This is a genomic window from Bradyrhizobium sp. IC4060 (assembly GCF_020193715.1).
In the GTDB taxonomy this organism is placed as follows: Bacteria; Pseudomonadota; Alphaproteobacteria; order Rhizobiales; family Xanthobacteraceae; genus Bradyrhizobium; species Bradyrhizobium yuanmingense.
Genome location: NZ_JADYVJ010000008.1, coordinates 167,868 through 181,990 on the forward strand (window position 1 = coordinate 167,868; position 14,123 = coordinate 181,990).

The following is a 14,123-nucleotide window of genomic DNA, read 5'->3' on the forward strand; positions in this document are numbered from 1 at the left end:
CCCTTATACTTTTGCTGCCTACTCATCGATGCGGGGGAACACGCCAGGTGCGGTTCGAGTGCCCCGCGTAAGAGTAGAAGCGTATGAATACCGCACGCATTGTCGTTCTCGTCATCGCTCTCGGCGCCGGCGGCGTCGCTGCATATCTGGCGAGCGGCTATCAGAATCCGCCCGCGGCCGTCCTGCCCGTCGCCGAGAAGCTGCCGACGGTCGAGGTCCTTATCGCCAAGAACGACATCCAGCTCGGCCAGGCCGTCAAGCCCGAGGACCTGCAATGGCAGGCCTGGCCCGCGGCAACCGCCAGCAGCGCCTTCATCCGCCGCGACAGCAGGCCCGAGGCACCGACCCAGATCGCGGGCTCGATCGCGCGCGTGCCGTTGATGCAGGGCGAGCCGATCCGCGAGCAGAAGCTGGTCAAGGCCGAAGGCTCCGGCTTCATGGCCGCGATCCTGCCGTCCGGGATGCGTGCCGTCTCCACCGAGATTTCAGCCGAAACCGGCGCCGGCGGCTTCATCCTGCCGAATGACCGCGTCGACATCGTCCTGACCCGCCGGCTGAAGAATCCGGACGGCGGCATCACCAACGGCCCGACCGGCGGCAACGACCTCATCCTGTCCGAGGTCATTCTCACCAACATCCGTGTGCTCGCGATCGACCAGGCCCCGAAGGAAAAGGAGGGCCAGAACGCGGTGGTCGGCAAGACCGTCACGCTCGAGCTGCGGCCCGACCAGATCGCCACGCTTTCGGCCGCACGGCAGGGCGGCACTCTGACACTCGCGCTGCGCAGCATCGTCGATGCCAACGCAGTCGACGGCACGCCCGAGGACCAGGCGATCAAGCGCCCGGGCGGCGTGAACGTAATCCGTTACGGCGTCCAGGCACGGCAACTGACGTCACAGAAGTGATGGGGACAGCATGAACTACGGGGGTGATCGGACGGGCTTGCGCATTCGGGGGAAGCGCGTGCGCTCGGTCCTGGCGGGGACGATGTTGGTGCTGGGGCTGCTCGCGGCTTCCGGCGTCCTCAGTGCTGCGGAGGCGCCGGTCGGCGACCAGGCGCCGATGCAGGCGTCGGATCTCGGCTTATCGTCGGTTGGGACTATCGCACCGGCGCGGTCGCGCTTTCTGTCGCTCGGCATCGGCAAGTCCGTCGTCATCGACCTGCCGCGCGAGGTCAAGGACGTGCTGGTGGCCGATCCCAAGATCGCCAATGCGGTGATCCGCTCGGCCCAGCGCGCCTATATCATCGGCGGCCAGGTCGGCCAGACCAACGTCGTGTTCTTCGCGGCCGATGGCCAGCAGGTCGCCTCCTATGACATCGCGGTGAAGCGCGACCTCAACGGCATGCGTTCGGCACTGCGCCAGTCGCTGCCGGGCGTGCAGATCGAGGGCGTCGGCGACAGCGTGATGCTGACCGGCTCGGTGTCGAGCCCGGTCGAGGCCCAGCAGGCCGGCGACGTTGCCGCAAAGCTGGTCGGCGGCGCGGACAAGGTCGTCAACAACATCGTCGTGCGCGGCCGCGACCAGGTCATGCTCAAGGTCGTGGTCGGCGAAGTCCGCCGCGACATCGTCAAGCAGCTCGGCGTCGATCTCAGCGCCAGCCTGAATGCCGGCACGGCGGTGGTGAATTTCAACAATTCCAATCCGTTCTCGGTCTCTGGCGGACCGATCGTCAGCAGCAATGGGCTCGGCGTCACCGGCCTCGCCAAGGGCGTCGCCACCGTCAACGCCACGATGCGGGCAATGGAAAGCGCCGGCGTCATGCGGACCCTGGCCGAACCGAGCCTCACCGCGATCTCGGGCGAATCCGCCACTTTCATCGCCGGCGGCGAATTCCCGATTCCCGGGGGCTATGCCTGCGATCCGGTCACTCACGTCTGTACCACCCAGGTCACCTACAAGAAGTTCGGCATCTCCCTGAACTTCACCCCGGTCGTGCTCAGCGAAGGCCGCATCAGCCTGCGCGTGATGACCGAGGTCTCGGAGCTGTCTAACACCAACTCGATCACGTTGACGCAGGCCGTGACCGGGTCCTCGACCAACTCGATCACCATTCCATCGATCCAGACCCGCCGCGCCGAAACGACGCTGGAAATTCCCTCGGGCGGCTCGATGGCGATGGCCGGCCTGATCCAGCAGCAGACCAAGCAGGCGATCAACGGACTGCCTGGTGTCGACCAGGTGCCGATCATCGGCGCGCTGTTCCGCAGCCAGGACTTCGTCAACAACGAGACCGAGCTGATGGTGATCGTGACGCCTTACGTGGTGCGCGCGGTTGCCCAGAAGGAATTGTCGCGGCCCGACGACGGCTTCGCGCCGGCCTCGGACGCACAGAGGGCGCTGCTCGGCCGGGTCAACCGCCTCTATGGCATCGCGAGCCGTGTCGATCCGGTCGCCGGCACGCCGGGCGATTTCGGCTTCATCATCGACTGAGACGAACGGTTTGGGGACCGGGCAAGGCAGGGGCAGGAGGGATCAGGGGATGACGACAACATCAGCCGATCGACGGCGCAATTTGCGGCTCGCGCTGGCACTGACGGGCCTCTCCGTCATGCTCGGCGCCTGCAACACCACCGAGATCGTCACCCAGACGGTGCCGACCGATTATCGCCAGCGCCATCCGATTGCGGTGCAGGAAGGCAAGAAGTCGATCGTGATCTTCGTCGGCAAGAGCAGAGGCGGCCTCTCGGCTGCGCAGCATTCGGACGTCGCGGGCATCGCGCGGGACTGGATGCGCGAAGGCACCGGCTCGGTCGCCGTCGATGTGCCGGTCGACACCGCCAATTCGCGCGCGGCTGCCGCAACCTATCAGGAGATCCGCTCGGTGCTCACGTCCGGCGGCGTGCCGTCGCGCGCCATCGTCCAGCGGCCCTATCGCCCCGATGATCCCGGGCTACTGCCCACCATCCGCCTGAGCTATTCCAAGATCACCGCGGTCGCCGGCCCCTGCGGGCTGTGGCCCGAAGACGTCGGCCCCAACATCCTCAACCCCGGCTACACCGAGAACCGGCCCTATTTCAATCTGGGCTGCGCCAGCCAGCGCAATCTCGCCGCGATGATCGACAACCCGGCTGACCTAGAGCAACCGCGCGCCGAGACGCCCGCCTATACCGCACGGCGCGAGATCGCGTTCGATCGCTATCGCAAGGGCACGACGACGACGACCACCTATCCCGAATCCGACAAGGCCAAACTCAGCGATACCGCCAAATGACAGGCATCCACGACGAAGACGCGGACGATCCGCAGCATCCCGAGGAACACATCGCGCCGGTTCCTCGCATTTCGGTGCAAGCCTTCTGCGAGACCGAGCAGACGCTCAAGGCGGTGACGGCGGCTGGCCAGGATCGCCGGCTCGCCAAGGCCCATCTCAGCGCCAAGGACGGCGGCCTCGCCGCGGCGATCGAAGCCTATGAATCGATGCCGACGCCGAACGTGATCGTCATCGAGTCCGACGGCACGCGCGACATCCTCGAAGGACTGGACGACCTCGCCGGCGTCTGCGATCCCGGCACACGCGTGGTCGTGATCGGCAGCCCCAGCGACACCGCGCCCTATCGCGAGCTGGTGCGCCGCGGCGTCAACGACTACGTGGTCGGCCCGGTCGAAACCATCGACGTGGTCCGCTCGATCTGCAGCCTGTTCTCGGCCTCGGAAGCCATCATCACCGGCCGCGTCATCGCCGTGGTCGGCGCCAAGGGCGGCGTCGGCGCGTCCACCGTCGCGCATAATTTGGCCTGGACCATCGCCCGCGATCTCTCGCTCGATTCCGTCGTGATCGATCTCGACCTCGCCTTCGGCACCGCGGGCCTCGACTACAACCAGGATCCGGTGCAGGGCATCGCCAACGCGGTGCTGTCGCAGGACCGGCCGGACACGGCGCTGATGGAGCGCCTGCTCGCCAAATGCACCGATCGCCTCAGCCTCCTGGCGGCGCCCGCCACGCTCGACCGCGTCTACGATTTCGGTGCCGAAGCCTTCGATGCCGTGTTCGACACGCTGCGCATGACGACGCCCTGCATCGTGCTCGACGTGCCCCATCAATGGTCCGGCTGGACCCGGCGCGCGCTGGTGAATGCCGACGACATCGTGATCGTGGCCGAGCCCGATCTCGCTAACTTGCGCAACACCAAGAACATGCTGAGCGTGCTGAAGGCGGCGCGACCGAACGACCGGCCGCCGCTGTACTGCCTCAACCAGGTCGGCATGCACAAGCGTGCGGAGATCGAGGTCAAGGCCTTCGCCAAGACCATGGAGAGCCAGCCGATCGCGGTGATCCCGTTCGATTCGAAACTGTTCTCGACCGCGGCCAATAACGGCCAGATGATCGCGGAGGTCTCCAGGACCCACCGCACCACCGTTCTGTTCCAGAATATGGCGAACCGCCTCGCCGGCCGCGGCGAGGTGAAGAAGCCGAAGCGCTCGCTGCTCGAGCCGCTTTTGAAGAAGCTGAAGGGCAAGTCGGGGCGCAGCTCGGCCCCGCATCGCAAGGCGTCGTAGGCGCGGCTTATTTGAGCATGATCTCCGCGCAAACGCCTTCCGCGTTTGTCGCGAGGGAAAACCGCTTCACACTTTGCGCTGACGCGGCCCTTCGGGTCCGGATCATGCTCTAGGGCGGACTACCTGTCCGCCCGCTGCTGCTTTTTCGCCAGCAGCTGCTTCAGCGCCGCGACCTTGGCCGCGCCCTGGTCCGGCGGCAGATCTGCCTTGACGAGGATTTCGGCCTCGGCCTCGCGACCCTGCAATCCCAGCACGAGTGCCAGATTGGCGCGGACCCGCGCATCGTTCTGATTGCGCTGATGGGCGCGGCCGAGCACCTGTTCGGCCTTCGAGAGATTATTTTGCAGCATGTAGGACAGGCCGAGATTGGACAGCACGGTCGGCTCGTTCGGCACGATCTTCAACGCCGCGGCGTAATATTGCTGGGCTTCCTCGTTGCGGCCGAGCTGATCGAGCACAGCCCCTTGCGCCGACAGGATGCGCCAATCGGGATCCTCGGGCGAATGCGCCCGGCCGAGGACGTCGAAGGCCTGCTGGAAATTGCCGTTGTCGGCGAGGGCGCGGCCGTAGCCGGCGAGCAGCGCCTTGTTGCCGGGACGGGCGAGCACGGCCTGCTCCAGCACTGCGACCGCCTGCGCGCGCTGGCCGCTGCCACGCAGCGCCTTGCCGTATTCGAGAGCAATGGCGGGATCGCTCGGCTTGGCGCGATAACGCTCGCGAAGTGCGTCCATCTCCGGCGTGGGGTCGGCCTTGCTGTCGGACTTGCCGTCAAGCTTGGCGGCGGACTCCCGCTTGCCGCCGAGCGCACCGGTGACGTCGTCGATGCCGGCCGTCTGACAGCCGCCGAGGGCGAGGATCAGGACGGCGGAACACAGATATCCCGCCGGGGATAAGGCGAGGAACGAACGCTTGGGCATACTCTGATCACTCGGCAACTGATCAGAGATGCTTACCCATTAACGCTAAAGTCCCGTTAAGGAGGCGCGCCTGTTGAGGTTCAGTCGACGAACTCGGCGCCGAATTCGCAGCCGATGCGCCAGCGCAGGCGGCATTGGCGGGAATAATCAGGCGCGAAGATGATGGTGAATTGCGGCGGCACTTCCAGAAATTCCGCCACCACTTTCACGCCGCCATCCGAAATGTCCGTGATCGTGCAATCCCGCGGCAGCGAGCCCGCGCCAAAATGGATCTTGGCGAGGCGGCTGCACACCCGACGTTCGCTTCTCCGGCGATTTGCAAGCATTTGAACTGTTCACCCGTTAGACCACGGCCCATCCCGCAGCCCTAGGAGTAGCGGACATTCGTTGGAATGTGCTGAGGAGAGAAGGCGGCATTCGAGACGTAGTGTCTGGGCTGCGTTTACGATTGGTTAGGATTTGACCGGCCGCCAAGCGATTGTTCCCGTATTGTTCTTGCGGAAACGGCCGCGCTCTGCTACCCCTAATTGCAGCAATGGGCAGGCTGGTTCGGCATGGTTCAGCGGGTTTCTACCGTCGCCTTTGAGGGGATCGAGGCCCGCGCGGTCGACGTGCAGGTGCAGGTCGCGCCTGGCCTGCCGGCCTTTGCCATCGTCGGCTTGCCGGACAAGGCGGTGTCGGAGGCGCGCGAGCGGGTGCGCTCGGCGCTGATCGCCTCGGGGCTGGCGCTGCCGGCGCGGCGGATCATCGTCAATCTGGCCCCGGCCGACCTCCCGAAGGAGGGCAGCCATTACGACCTGCCGATTGCGCTTGGGCTGATGGCCGCGATAGGCGCCATCCCGCCCGATGCGCTGACCGGCTTCACCGTGCTCGGCGAGCTCGGCCTCGACGGCTCGATCGCGCCGGTGGCCGGCGTCCTTCCCGCCGCGATCGGCGCCAATATGCGCGAGGAAGGACTGATCTGCCCGGCGTCCTGCGGCTCCGAGGCGGCGTGGGCGAGCCCGGACATCCAGATCATTGCCGCACACTCGCTGATCCAGATCGCCAACCATTTCAAGGGCACCCAGGTGCTGTCGCGGCCGACGCCGAAGGTGCACGAGGCCGCCGCCTCGACGCTCGACCTGCGCGACATCAAGGGCCAGGAAAGCGCCAAGCGCGCGCTGGAGATCGCGGCCGCCGGCGGGCACCACCTGCTCATGATCGGCGCGCCGGGCGCGGGCAAATCGATGCTGGCCGCGCGCCTGCCCTCGATCCTGCCGCCGCTGTCGCCTAGCGAGCTGCTCGAGGTCTCCATGATCGCCTCGGTCGCCGGCGAGATCGAAGGCGGCGCGCTGACGGCGCGGCGCCCGTTCCGCTCGCCGCACCATTCCGCCAGCATGGCCGCGCTCACCGGCGGCGGCGCGCGCGCCAAGCCCGGCGAGATCTCGCTGGCACATCAGGGCGTGCTGTTCCTCGACGAATTGCCGGAGTTCGATCCGCGCGTGCTGGATTCGCTGCGCCAGCCGCTGGAGAACGGCGAGGTCGCGGTGTCGCGCGCCAATCATCGCGTCACCTACCCTGCCCGCTTCATGCTGGTCGCGGCGATGAATCCCTGCCGCTGCGGCAATGCGTTTGAGCCCGGCTATGCCTGCAAGCGCGGCCGCATCGACCGCTGCACCGGCGATTACCAGGCGCGCATCTCCGGTCCGCTGATGGACCGCATCGATCTGCGCATCGAGGTGCCGGCGGTGACGGCCGCCGACCTGATCCTACCGCCGCCGTCGGAAGGATCGGCCGAGGTCGCCGCCCGCGTGGCGGCGGCGCGCGACATCCAGCTGGCGCGCTATGCGGATGCAGGCCTGCCCCATTTCCGCACCAATGCTGAAGCCCCCGCCTCCGTGCTGGAGGAGATCGCAAAGCCGGATGCGCAAGGCGCCAAGCTGCTGCGCGACGCCGCGGAGACCATGCGCCTGTCGGCGCGCGGCTATCACCGCGTGCTGCGGGTGGCGCGAACGCTGGCCGACCTCGACCATGCCGACAAGATCGGCCGGCTGCACCTCGCCGAAGCGCTGTCGTACCGCGCACGCGCGGAGGATGTGCGCCAGCTGGCTTGATCATTCCGCGCATCAACCCGGCGGTAACGACTTTCCTTTACGCTCTGCAAACCATAAGGCCCGACGCGTTTCGGTTGTGAGTTCCCGGGGCCTAGCGAGTAGAGCGTCATGTTGCGTTTCAAGTTCCTGGCCTCGGCTGTTCCCCTGTTGGCGGCTGCGGTGTTCGCCCGCGCCGAGATCGGATCGGTGTCGCATCCCTGCATCGCGTTGGGCGACACATCGGTCGAGCTCACCTCGCTGTTCTGGACCGCCGGCGTGCATGTCGCCTTCACCGACGATCCCGCGCAGGCGACGGTGCGGGTCCAGATCACCGAGGATGCCGACGCCGCGGATTTTGCCGTGGTCGACGACGGCCTCGGCTCCGAGCCTGACACCTGCCAGGCCAGCCCTTCGACGCGTCTCGTCTCGATCGCCGCGCAGCCGGTCGACGGCGGCCAGGTGGTCTATCTCTCCAGCGAAGGACCGGCGGATTACCGCATCTATGTGCGCTCAAAGACGTTCTCGCCGCGCGAGGCGGCGGCGCTGATCGTCGGCGCCCGCGGCGGCCATGGCCGCTTCCAGGCGGCATCGCTTTAGAGCTTTGTGTTTGAGCATGATCTCCGCGCAAACACGTTCCGCGTTTGTCGCGAAGGAAAACCGCTGCACACTTTTCGCTAACGCGGCCCTTCGGGTCCGGATCATGCTCTGACCCGTTAACGTCTCGTCAACCCTGTTCGGAGGCGGCGCCACCGCCGCAATTTGTTCGCAAGGTCGGCGGGCCATCGTCGCACGCGGCGGCGGGGTTTCAGGCAAGGGTCGGTTGCGATGGGTCGGACGTTCCGGATCAAGGTGCGCATGCGTCGTTTCAGGCGACGGCATCCGAGGCTCGCTTTCGCGATCCGCTCCTTCATGATCTTCTCGGCGACGTTTGGCGGCGCCTATGGTTTCGTCTCCGGCAGCCGGTCCGACAATTCCGGCTACGATCCCCACACCTTTGCGATCGGCGCCAGCTTCCTGTTCGCGCTCGCCTGCCTCGGCCTTGCGACGCTGAGCATGCGCCTGCGCTTCGTCAATAAGCGGCTGCGGACGCTCGCCGCCCACAATGAGGCCTTGATCGACCGCAATTGGGAGCTGAAGGAAGCGGAAGAGCGCGCCCGCAGCCTGTTCGAGCAGCAGGGCGACCTGATCGTGCTGCGCGCTACCGACGGCCGCATCACCTTTGCCAACGAGGCCTATTGCGCGCTCGCAGGACAGGCGCGCAGCGCGCTGGTCGGCACGCGCTTCGATTTCGACGTGCTGGAGCAGGGCGACAGTGCCCGCGAGAGCAGCGGCACGCGCATCCACGACCAGAAGATCGCAACCCCGCTCGGCGCGCGCTGGATCGCCTGGCGCGAGGGCTATGTCCGCCTCGATGCCGGCCAGCCCGCCGAGTTGCAGAGCGTCGGACGCGACGTCACCGACCGCACCGAGACCGAGCGCGCATTGTCCGACGCGCGCGACCAGGCCGACGCCGCCAACCACGCCAAGTCGCGCTTCCTGGCGATGGCCTCGCACGAGATCCGCACCCCCCTAAACGGCATCATCGGTATGGGCGGCCTGTTGCTCGACACCGATCTGACGCCGGAGCAGGCGACCTATGCCAGGGCGGTGAAGACCTCGGGCGAAGCCTTGATGGCGCTAATCGAGGAGCTGCTCGACTATTCCAAGATCGAGGCCGGCAAGCTCGACCTCGATCAACGTCCCTTCGCGCTCTCGACCCTGGTCGAGGAGATCACCGAGCTGCTCGCGCCGCGCGCGCAGGCGAAGACGCTCGAGATCGCCGCCTATGTCGACGAGCGCCTGCCGCTCGAAGTGGTCGGCGACGCCGCGCGGTTGCGCCAGGTGCTGCTCAACCTCGCCGGCAACGCCATCAAGTTCACGAGCAGCGGCGGCGTGGCACTGATCGTCGAGCCCGGCATCTGGCCGACCGAAATCAGCTTCCTGGTTCGCGACACCGGCATCGGCATCGCAGCCGAAGCCCAGCAGCGCATCTTCCGCGAATTCGAGCAGGCCGACGAGCGCGTCGCCCGCACCTATGGCGGCACCGGACTTGGCCTCGCCATCAGCGAGCGCATCGTCAAGCGCATGGGCGGCCGGATCACGCTCACGAGCGAGCCGGGCAAGGGCTCGACCTTCGAGGTCGCGGTGCCGCTTCCGCCGTCGCAAGGCGGCGCTGGGCAGACCGCATTTCCGAGTCCCGACCTCACCGGCAAGTCGATGCTCCTCGTCGCCGACGGCATCGAAGCCTCGCTCATCGCGCGGCGCCTCGAACGCTGGGGCGGCCAGACCTGCCTGGTTGCAGATGCGGCGGTCGCCGAAGCATTGCTGCCGGAACGCTCCTGGCACACGGTGCTGATCGATCGGGCGATCGGCCCAGCCGCGGCCGATCAGCTCGGTGAGGCCGCCCGCGCGCATGCCTTGCAGCGCCTCGTTCTGCTGACGTCGAGCTCGCGCCACGAGAAGCTGTCGCCGGCTTTCACCGGCTTTCTGGTGAAGCCGCTGCGCGCGGCCTCGCTCGCCGCACGCCTTGCCCTGACGCCGGAGGTCGCCTCGCCCGATCTCGCGCCGGAGCCGCCGCCGGCCTCCGCCGGCCCCGCGCCGGCGAAAGGCCTGTCGATTCTCGTCGCCGAGGACAACGAAATCAACGCCTTGCTGATGCGCTCGCTGCTGACCAAGCTCGGCCATCGCGTCGTCATTGCCGTCCATGGCGAGGCCGCGCTGGAATCCTGGCTCGCCGCCTCATCGGCCGGCACGCCCTACGATCTCGTGCTGATGGACATCCAGATGCCGCAGCTCGACGGCATCGAGGCGACAAAGCGCATCCGCGCGCACGAGGCCGCGCTGGGCGATTCCCGGACGCCGATCCTGGCGCTCACCGCCAACACGCTGTTGGAGGATCGTTATGCCTGCTTCGAGGCAGGCATGAACGGATTTCTGATCAAGCCGGTCGACCGTGAGAAACTCGAGGAGGCTCTGGCGGGCCTCGCCGCATCCCGGCACCAGACGGTTCCGGATCTCACGGGAACCTGATCTCGTCTGACGATCGCAATTGAAATTGAGCGCGTTGCGCGTCACGATCCCACCGGGGGCATTTTGCAACCAAAGGATTTGCGCATGAACGTGCTTTGCCGCCTCGCCCTGATTGTTCTTCTGGCTGGAATCTCCCGCCACGCAGCCGCCGACACACCGGACCTCATCTCGTCGCTCAAGCAGGGCGGCTACGTCCTGATCTTCCGACACACCGCGACTGACGACAGCCAGAAGGATGTCTATCCCTTCAAGTTCGACGACATGAGTGCCCAGCGTCAGCTCAGCGAGAAGGGCAGGGACGCGGCGCGCCAGATCGGGACGGCGATCAAGGACCTCGCGATCCCCATCGGCGACGTCTACACCAGCCGGCTGAACCGCGCGGTCGAGGCCGGCAAGCTGATCTCCGGCCGTGAGGTCAAGCCGGTCGATGCCCTGACCGACAGCAGCAACGCCAGCGCATCGGGAATGGCAAACCCGACCGGCGCCAATGCCAAGGCCGGGCAGGCCGTGCGTCAGCTCGTCGATGCGCCGCCGCAAGCCGGCACCAACACCGTCCTGGTCACCCACAAGACCAACATCGCCGATGCCTTCGGCAAGGACGCCGGCAACGTCGGGGAAGGCGAGGCCTTCGTCTACAAGGCCGGCAGCTCGGGTCCCGCCACCTTCGCAGGGCGCATCACGCTTGCGGATTGGATCGCAAAAGCGGGCAGGTGAGGACCTGCCGCTCCGCCACGATGTTGTGCTACGGACATCATCTGGCGAACGAGCGAAGAGCTGGCGAACACGTGAGAACATCGGAGAATCGTTCATTCCTCATCCTGCTCGGCGCGATCTCCGTCGCGTTCGTCTGGGTGCTTTGGCCGTTCTCCGGTGCCGTGTTGTGGGCCACGCTGCTGGCCATCATCTTCGCCCCGTTCTATCGACGGATCCTGAAATCCGTGCCCGAAAAGCACAACCTTGCCGCCCTCGTCACCGTCATCGTGGTGGTCGTCATGGTCCTGATCCCCGTGGCGATCATCATCGCGTCGCTGATCGACCAGGGCGGGGAGCTGTATCAGCGCGTTCAGAGCGGGGAGATCAGCCTCGCTCATCCCCTGCAGCAGCTGAAATCCGCGCTGCCCGCCTGGGCTGCGTCGCTCGGGGATCGTCTGGCCGGCATCGATTTTTCGGCCCTGAGGGAGCGCCTGTCGGGTCTGGTCGTCCCTGCCGGCCAACAGCTGGCCGGGCATGCGATCAACATCGGTCAGGTGACGCTGGAGTTCGTCGCAAGCCTGCTCGTGATGCTGTACCTGCTGTTCTTCCTGCTGCGCGACGGTGACGAGCTCAATGCCCGCATTCGCGAGGCGCTCCCGCTGAGCCCGAACCATACCGCGGAAATTCTCGATGTCTTCACCCTGGCGGTTCGTGGAACGATCAAGGGGATCGTTCTCGTCGCGTTGATACAGGGAGCACTCGGCGGGCTCATCTTCTGGCTGCTCGGCCTCACCGCGCCGCTGCTGGCGGGCGCGCTGATGGCGCTGCTCTCGCTGCTGCCGGTGCTCGGCTCCGCGCTGGTCTGGGTTCCGGTTGCGCTTTACCTGCTTGTGGCAGGTTCGGTCACGAAGGGACTCATCCTGCTCGCTTTCGGCACCTTCGTGATCGGCCTTGCGGACAATTTTCTCCGCCCGATCCTGGTCGGCCAGTCGATCCAGATGCCGAGCTATATCGTGCTGCTCGCCACGCTGGGCGGCCTTGCGACGTTCGGAGCGAACGGGTTCGTGATCGGCCCGCTCGTCGCTGCAATGTTTCTGACGACGTGGCACATCTTCGTCGTCTCGAAGTCGAAACAGGGGGCCCCGAAATGATCGTCATGCCGGGCCTGGAGCGGGCGATCCGGCCGATGCGCAATCTCATGCAGCAGAGACAATAAAGCGCGGTGCAGACAGCTTGTCCGGCGTCGTCTGGCCTCCCCGGAAGACGGTATTTGCCTGCGCGGCGCGCTTGCAATGGGGGCACACGAAGAGATGCGCGATGACCGGGGTCGGCTCGTCCGTGAGCAATTCCGAGCGGAACCACTTCATCTCGACATGGCAGTCCGGGCAGACCGGAGCTTCCAGCTGCTCCGCAGCGCTCCTGAGACGATCAACCATGGTGTGCCCCCGCCGTTTTCCAAGGAATAGCGGAATACCCATCGTTGGTCTGCATCAAAAGATACTCTGCGCGAATGGGCAGGGCCCGGGCACCAAGGCGATTACAGCCGCCTGAGCGCCACGCTCTCCACCGTGTGGTCGGCGCCCTTCTTGAGGATCAGCGTCGCACGGGGCCGGGTCGGCAGGATGTTGTCCTCGAGATTGGCGAGGTTGGTACGCTCCCAGATCGCGATCGCGGTCGCGGTGGCTTCCTCGTCCGACAACAGAGCATAGCGGTTGAAGTAGGATTTTGGATTGGTGAATGCGGTGTCGCGCAGCGCCAGGAAGCGCTTGATGTACCATTGCCGCAGCGCCGCCTCGTCGGCGTCGATATAGACCGAGAAATCGAAGAAGTCGGAAACCACCGGCACCGCCTTGCCGTCGCGCGGCAGCTTGCCGGTCTGCAGCACGTTGACGCCTTCGACGATCAGGATGTCGGGCTGGTCGATCTCGGCCCATTGGTTCGGCACGATGTCGTAGGTCAGATGCGAATAGACCGGCGCACGGACGTGGCGGCGGCCGGCCTTGATGTCGGAGAGGAAGTTGAGCAGCATCGGCAGATCGTAGCTCTCCGGAAAACCCTTCTTCTGCATGATGCCGTGCCGCTCGAGCACCGCATTGGGATAGAGAAATCCGTCCGTGGTGATCAGCTCGACTTTCGGCCGCGGCGACCAGCGCGCCAAGAGGGCCTGGAGCACGCGTGCCGTGGTGGATTTCCCGACCGCCACCGAGCCGGCGACGCCGATGATGTAGGGCACCTTGCGGTCCCTGATGTTAAGGAACTGGCGCTCGGCGTAGTACAGCCGCTGCATGGCATCGACGTAGATCGACAACAGGCGCGACAGCGGAAGATAGATGTCTTCGACCTCCTGCAGGTCGAGGCGATCGTGCAGCGAACGCAGCCGGTCGAACTCGCCCGGCTCGAGCGTCATCGGCGTATCGTCGCGCAGTCGCGCCCATTCCTCACGCGTATAAACGCGGTAGGGATTGTACTGCTGCTCGGGTGCGCGGATATCCATGACGCCGCCTTTCCGTTGCGATCTATTCGCCCTTGCCTAGCCGCCCTTGCGCGACGCCTTCTCTTCCAGCCCCGACATCGAGGTCCGCTTGTCCAACGCGGCCTCGACCTCTTCCAGCTTTATGCCGCGCGCCTTCAGCAGCACAAGGAAATGATAGAGCAGGTCGGCACTTTCAGCGATCAGATGCGCGCGATCGTTTTCGACTGCAGCGATTACGGTTTCGACTGCTTCCTCGCCGAACTTCTTGGCGCAATGCTCGGGGCCTTTGTCGAGCAGCTTGCGGGTATAGGATGCTTCGCCGCCGGACGCTGCGCGGGCGTCGATGGTTTCGGCCAGATCATGGATCGTGAAACGCGGCATCGGACTCACTCGGAAACA

14 protein-coding genes are annotated in these 14,123 nt (G+C 65.9%); 9 read left to right on the forward strand and 5 right to left on the reverse strand.

Features of this window, described 5'->3' with window-relative positions; translation table 11 throughout:
* The first annotated feature begins 83 nt into the window (after positions 1 to 83).
* The 4 genes from cpaB to I6F16_RS24765 are packed head-to-tail and all read left to right on the forward strand — an operon-like array spanning position 84 to position 4,500.
* Positions 84 to 905 (forward strand): Flp pilus assembly protein CpaB, encoded by an 822-nt coding sequence (gene cpaB / locus I6F16_RS24750; protein WP_225113138.1) that lies wholly within the window; start codon positions 84 to 86, stop codon positions 903 to 905.
* A gap of 10 nt (positions 906 to 915) precedes the next feature.
* A complete protein-coding gene (locus I6F16_RS24755) occupies positions 916 to 2,433 on the forward strand; it encodes a type II and III secretion system protein family protein (RefSeq protein ID WP_225113139.1) in 1,518 nt (505 codons plus the stop codon).
* 49 nt (positions 2,434 to 2,482) lie between these two features.
* Entirely contained in the window at positions 2,483 to 3,214 is a 732-nt protein-coding gene (locus I6F16_RS24760) for a CpaD family pilus assembly protein (RefSeq protein ID WP_225113140.1), read from the forward strand.
* Positions 3,211 to 4,500 (forward strand): AAA family ATPase, encoded by a 1,290-nt coding sequence (locus tag I6F16_RS24765; RefSeq protein ID WP_036003204.1) that lies wholly within the window; start codon positions 3,211 to 3,213, stop codon positions 4,498 to 4,500. Before I6F16_RS24760 ends, I6F16_RS24765 begins: the two co-directional genes overlap by 4 nt.
* Positions 4,501 to 4,619: 119 nt before the next feature.
* On the opposite strand, the gene I6F16_RS24770 is transcribed toward I6F16_RS24765, so the two are convergent.
* Together I6F16_RS24770 and I6F16_RS24775 are read right to left on the reverse strand one after the other, a co-directional pair.
* Complete coding sequence (locus I6F16_RS24770; RefSeq protein WP_225113141.1) at positions 4,620 to 5,417, reverse strand: tetratricopeptide repeat protein; 798 nt, start codon at positions 5,415 to 5,417, stop codon at positions 4,620 to 4,622.
* Between the two features lie 80 nt (positions 5,418 to 5,497).
* A complete protein-coding gene (locus tag I6F16_RS24775; RefSeq protein ID WP_018644993.1) occupies positions 5,498 to 5,743 on the reverse strand; it encodes a PilZ domain-containing protein in 246 nt (81 codons plus the stop codon).
* Between the two features lie 228 nt (positions 5,744 to 5,971).
* On the opposite strand from I6F16_RS24775, the gene I6F16_RS24780 reads away from it, so the two are divergent.
* The 5 genes from I6F16_RS24780 (at position 5,972) to I6F16_RS24800 (ending at position 12,402) form a co-directional block, all read left to right on the forward strand.
* On the forward strand, positions 5,972 to 7,510 hold the full coding sequence (locus I6F16_RS24780) for a YifB family Mg chelatase-like AAA ATPase (protein WP_225113142.1): 1,539 nt from the start codon (positions 5,972 to 5,974) through the stop codon (positions 7,508 to 7,510).
* A 108-nt stretch (positions 7,511 to 7,618) separates the two neighbouring features.
* Positions 7,619 to 8,086 (forward strand): hypothetical protein, encoded by a 468-nt coding sequence (locus I6F16_RS24785; protein ID WP_036024312.1) that lies wholly within the window; start codon positions 7,619 to 7,621, stop codon positions 8,084 to 8,086.
* A 228-nt stretch (positions 8,087 to 8,314) separates the two neighbouring features.
* Complete coding sequence (locus I6F16_RS24790; protein ID WP_225113143.1) at positions 8,315 to 10,558, forward strand: PAS domain-containing hybrid sensor histidine kinase/response regulator; 2,244 nt, start codon at positions 8,315 to 8,317, stop codon at positions 10,556 to 10,558.
* Positions 10,559 to 10,642: 84 nt separating this feature from the next.
* Positions 10,643 to 11,272: a histidine phosphatase family protein gene (locus I6F16_RS24795; protein ID WP_225113144.1), complete on the forward strand. Its 630-nt coding sequence runs from the start codon at positions 10,643 to 10,645 to the stop codon at positions 11,270 to 11,272.
* Positions 11,273 to 11,343: 71 nt separating this feature from the next.
* Positions 11,344 to 12,402, forward strand: a complete 1,059-nt coding sequence (locus tag I6F16_RS24800) for an AI-2E family transporter (protein WP_225113145.1) — start codon at positions 11,344 to 11,346, stop codon at positions 12,400 to 12,402.
* A 45-nt stretch (positions 12,403 to 12,447) separates the two neighbouring features.
* Here I6F16_RS24800 and I6F16_RS24805 read toward each other — a convergent pair whose 3' ends face one another.
* From I6F16_RS24805 to I6F16_RS24815, 3 genes are all read right to left on the reverse strand, one after another.
* On the reverse strand, positions 12,448 to 12,687 hold the full coding sequence (locus tag I6F16_RS24805; protein ID WP_036003274.1) for a hypothetical protein: 240 nt from the start codon (positions 12,685 to 12,687) through the stop codon (positions 12,448 to 12,450).
* A gap of 101 nt (positions 12,688 to 12,788) precedes the next feature.
* Positions 12,789 to 13,745, reverse strand: a complete 957-nt coding sequence (gene coaA, locus I6F16_RS24810; RefSeq protein ID WP_036003185.1) for a type I pantothenate kinase — start codon at positions 13,743 to 13,745, stop codon at positions 12,789 to 12,791.
* A 36-nt stretch (positions 13,746 to 13,781) separates the two neighbouring features.
* Positions 13,782 to 14,105, reverse strand: a complete 324-nt coding sequence (locus I6F16_RS24815; protein ID WP_036044993.1) for a phosphoribosyl-ATP diphosphatase — start codon at positions 14,103 to 14,105, stop codon at positions 13,782 to 13,784.
* Positions 14,106 to 14,123: the final 18 nt, after the last annotated feature.

Excerpts from the sequence above, each read along its gene's own strand:
- cpaB (WP_225113138.1), top strand. The coding sequence starts at position 84 with ATGAATACCGCACGCATTGTCGTTCTCGTCATCGCTCTCGGCGCCGGC.
- I6F16_RS24755 (WP_225113139.1), top strand. The coding sequence starts at position 916 with ATGAACTACGGGGGTGATCGGACGGGCTTGCGCATTCGGGGGAAGCGC.
- I6F16_RS24760 (WP_225113140.1), top strand. The coding sequence starts at position 2,483 with ATGACGACAACATCAGCCGATCGACGGCGCAATTTGCGGCTCGCGCTG.
- I6F16_RS24765 (WP_036003204.1), top strand. The coding sequence starts at position 3,211 with ATGACAGGCATCCACGACGAAGACGCGGACGATCCGCAGCATCCCGAG.
- I6F16_RS24770 (WP_225113141.1), bottom strand. The coding sequence starts at position 5,417 with ATGCCCAAGCGTTCGTTCCTCGCCTTATCCCCGGCGGGATATCTGTGT.
- I6F16_RS24775 (WP_018644993.1), bottom strand. The coding sequence starts at position 5,743 with ATGCTTGCAAATCGCCGGAGAAGCGAACGTCGGGTGTGCAGCCGCCTC.
- I6F16_RS24780 (WP_225113142.1), top strand. The coding sequence starts at position 5,972 with ATGGTTCAGCGGGTTTCTACCGTCGCCTTTGAGGGGATCGAGGCCCGC.
- I6F16_RS24785 (WP_036024312.1), top strand. The coding sequence starts at position 7,619 with ATGTTGCGTTTCAAGTTCCTGGCCTCGGCTGTTCCCCTGTTGGCGGCT.
- I6F16_RS24790 (WP_225113143.1), top strand. The coding sequence starts at position 8,315 with ATGGGTCGGACGTTCCGGATCAAGGTGCGCATGCGTCGTTTCAGGCGA.
- I6F16_RS24795 (WP_225113144.1), top strand. The coding sequence starts at position 10,643 with ATGAACGTGCTTTGCCGCCTCGCCCTGATTGTTCTTCTGGCTGGAATC.
- I6F16_RS24805 (WP_036003274.1), bottom strand. The coding sequence starts at position 12,687 with ATGGTTGATCGTCTCAGGAGCGCTGCGGAGCAGCTGGAAGCTCCGGTC.
- coaA (WP_036003185.1), bottom strand. The coding sequence starts at position 13,745 with ATGGATATCCGCGCACCCGAGCAGCAGTACAATCCCTACCGCGTTTAT.
- I6F16_RS24815 (WP_036044993.1), bottom strand. The coding sequence starts at position 14,105 with ATGCCGCGTTTCACGATCCATGATCTGGCCGAAACCATCGACGCCCGC.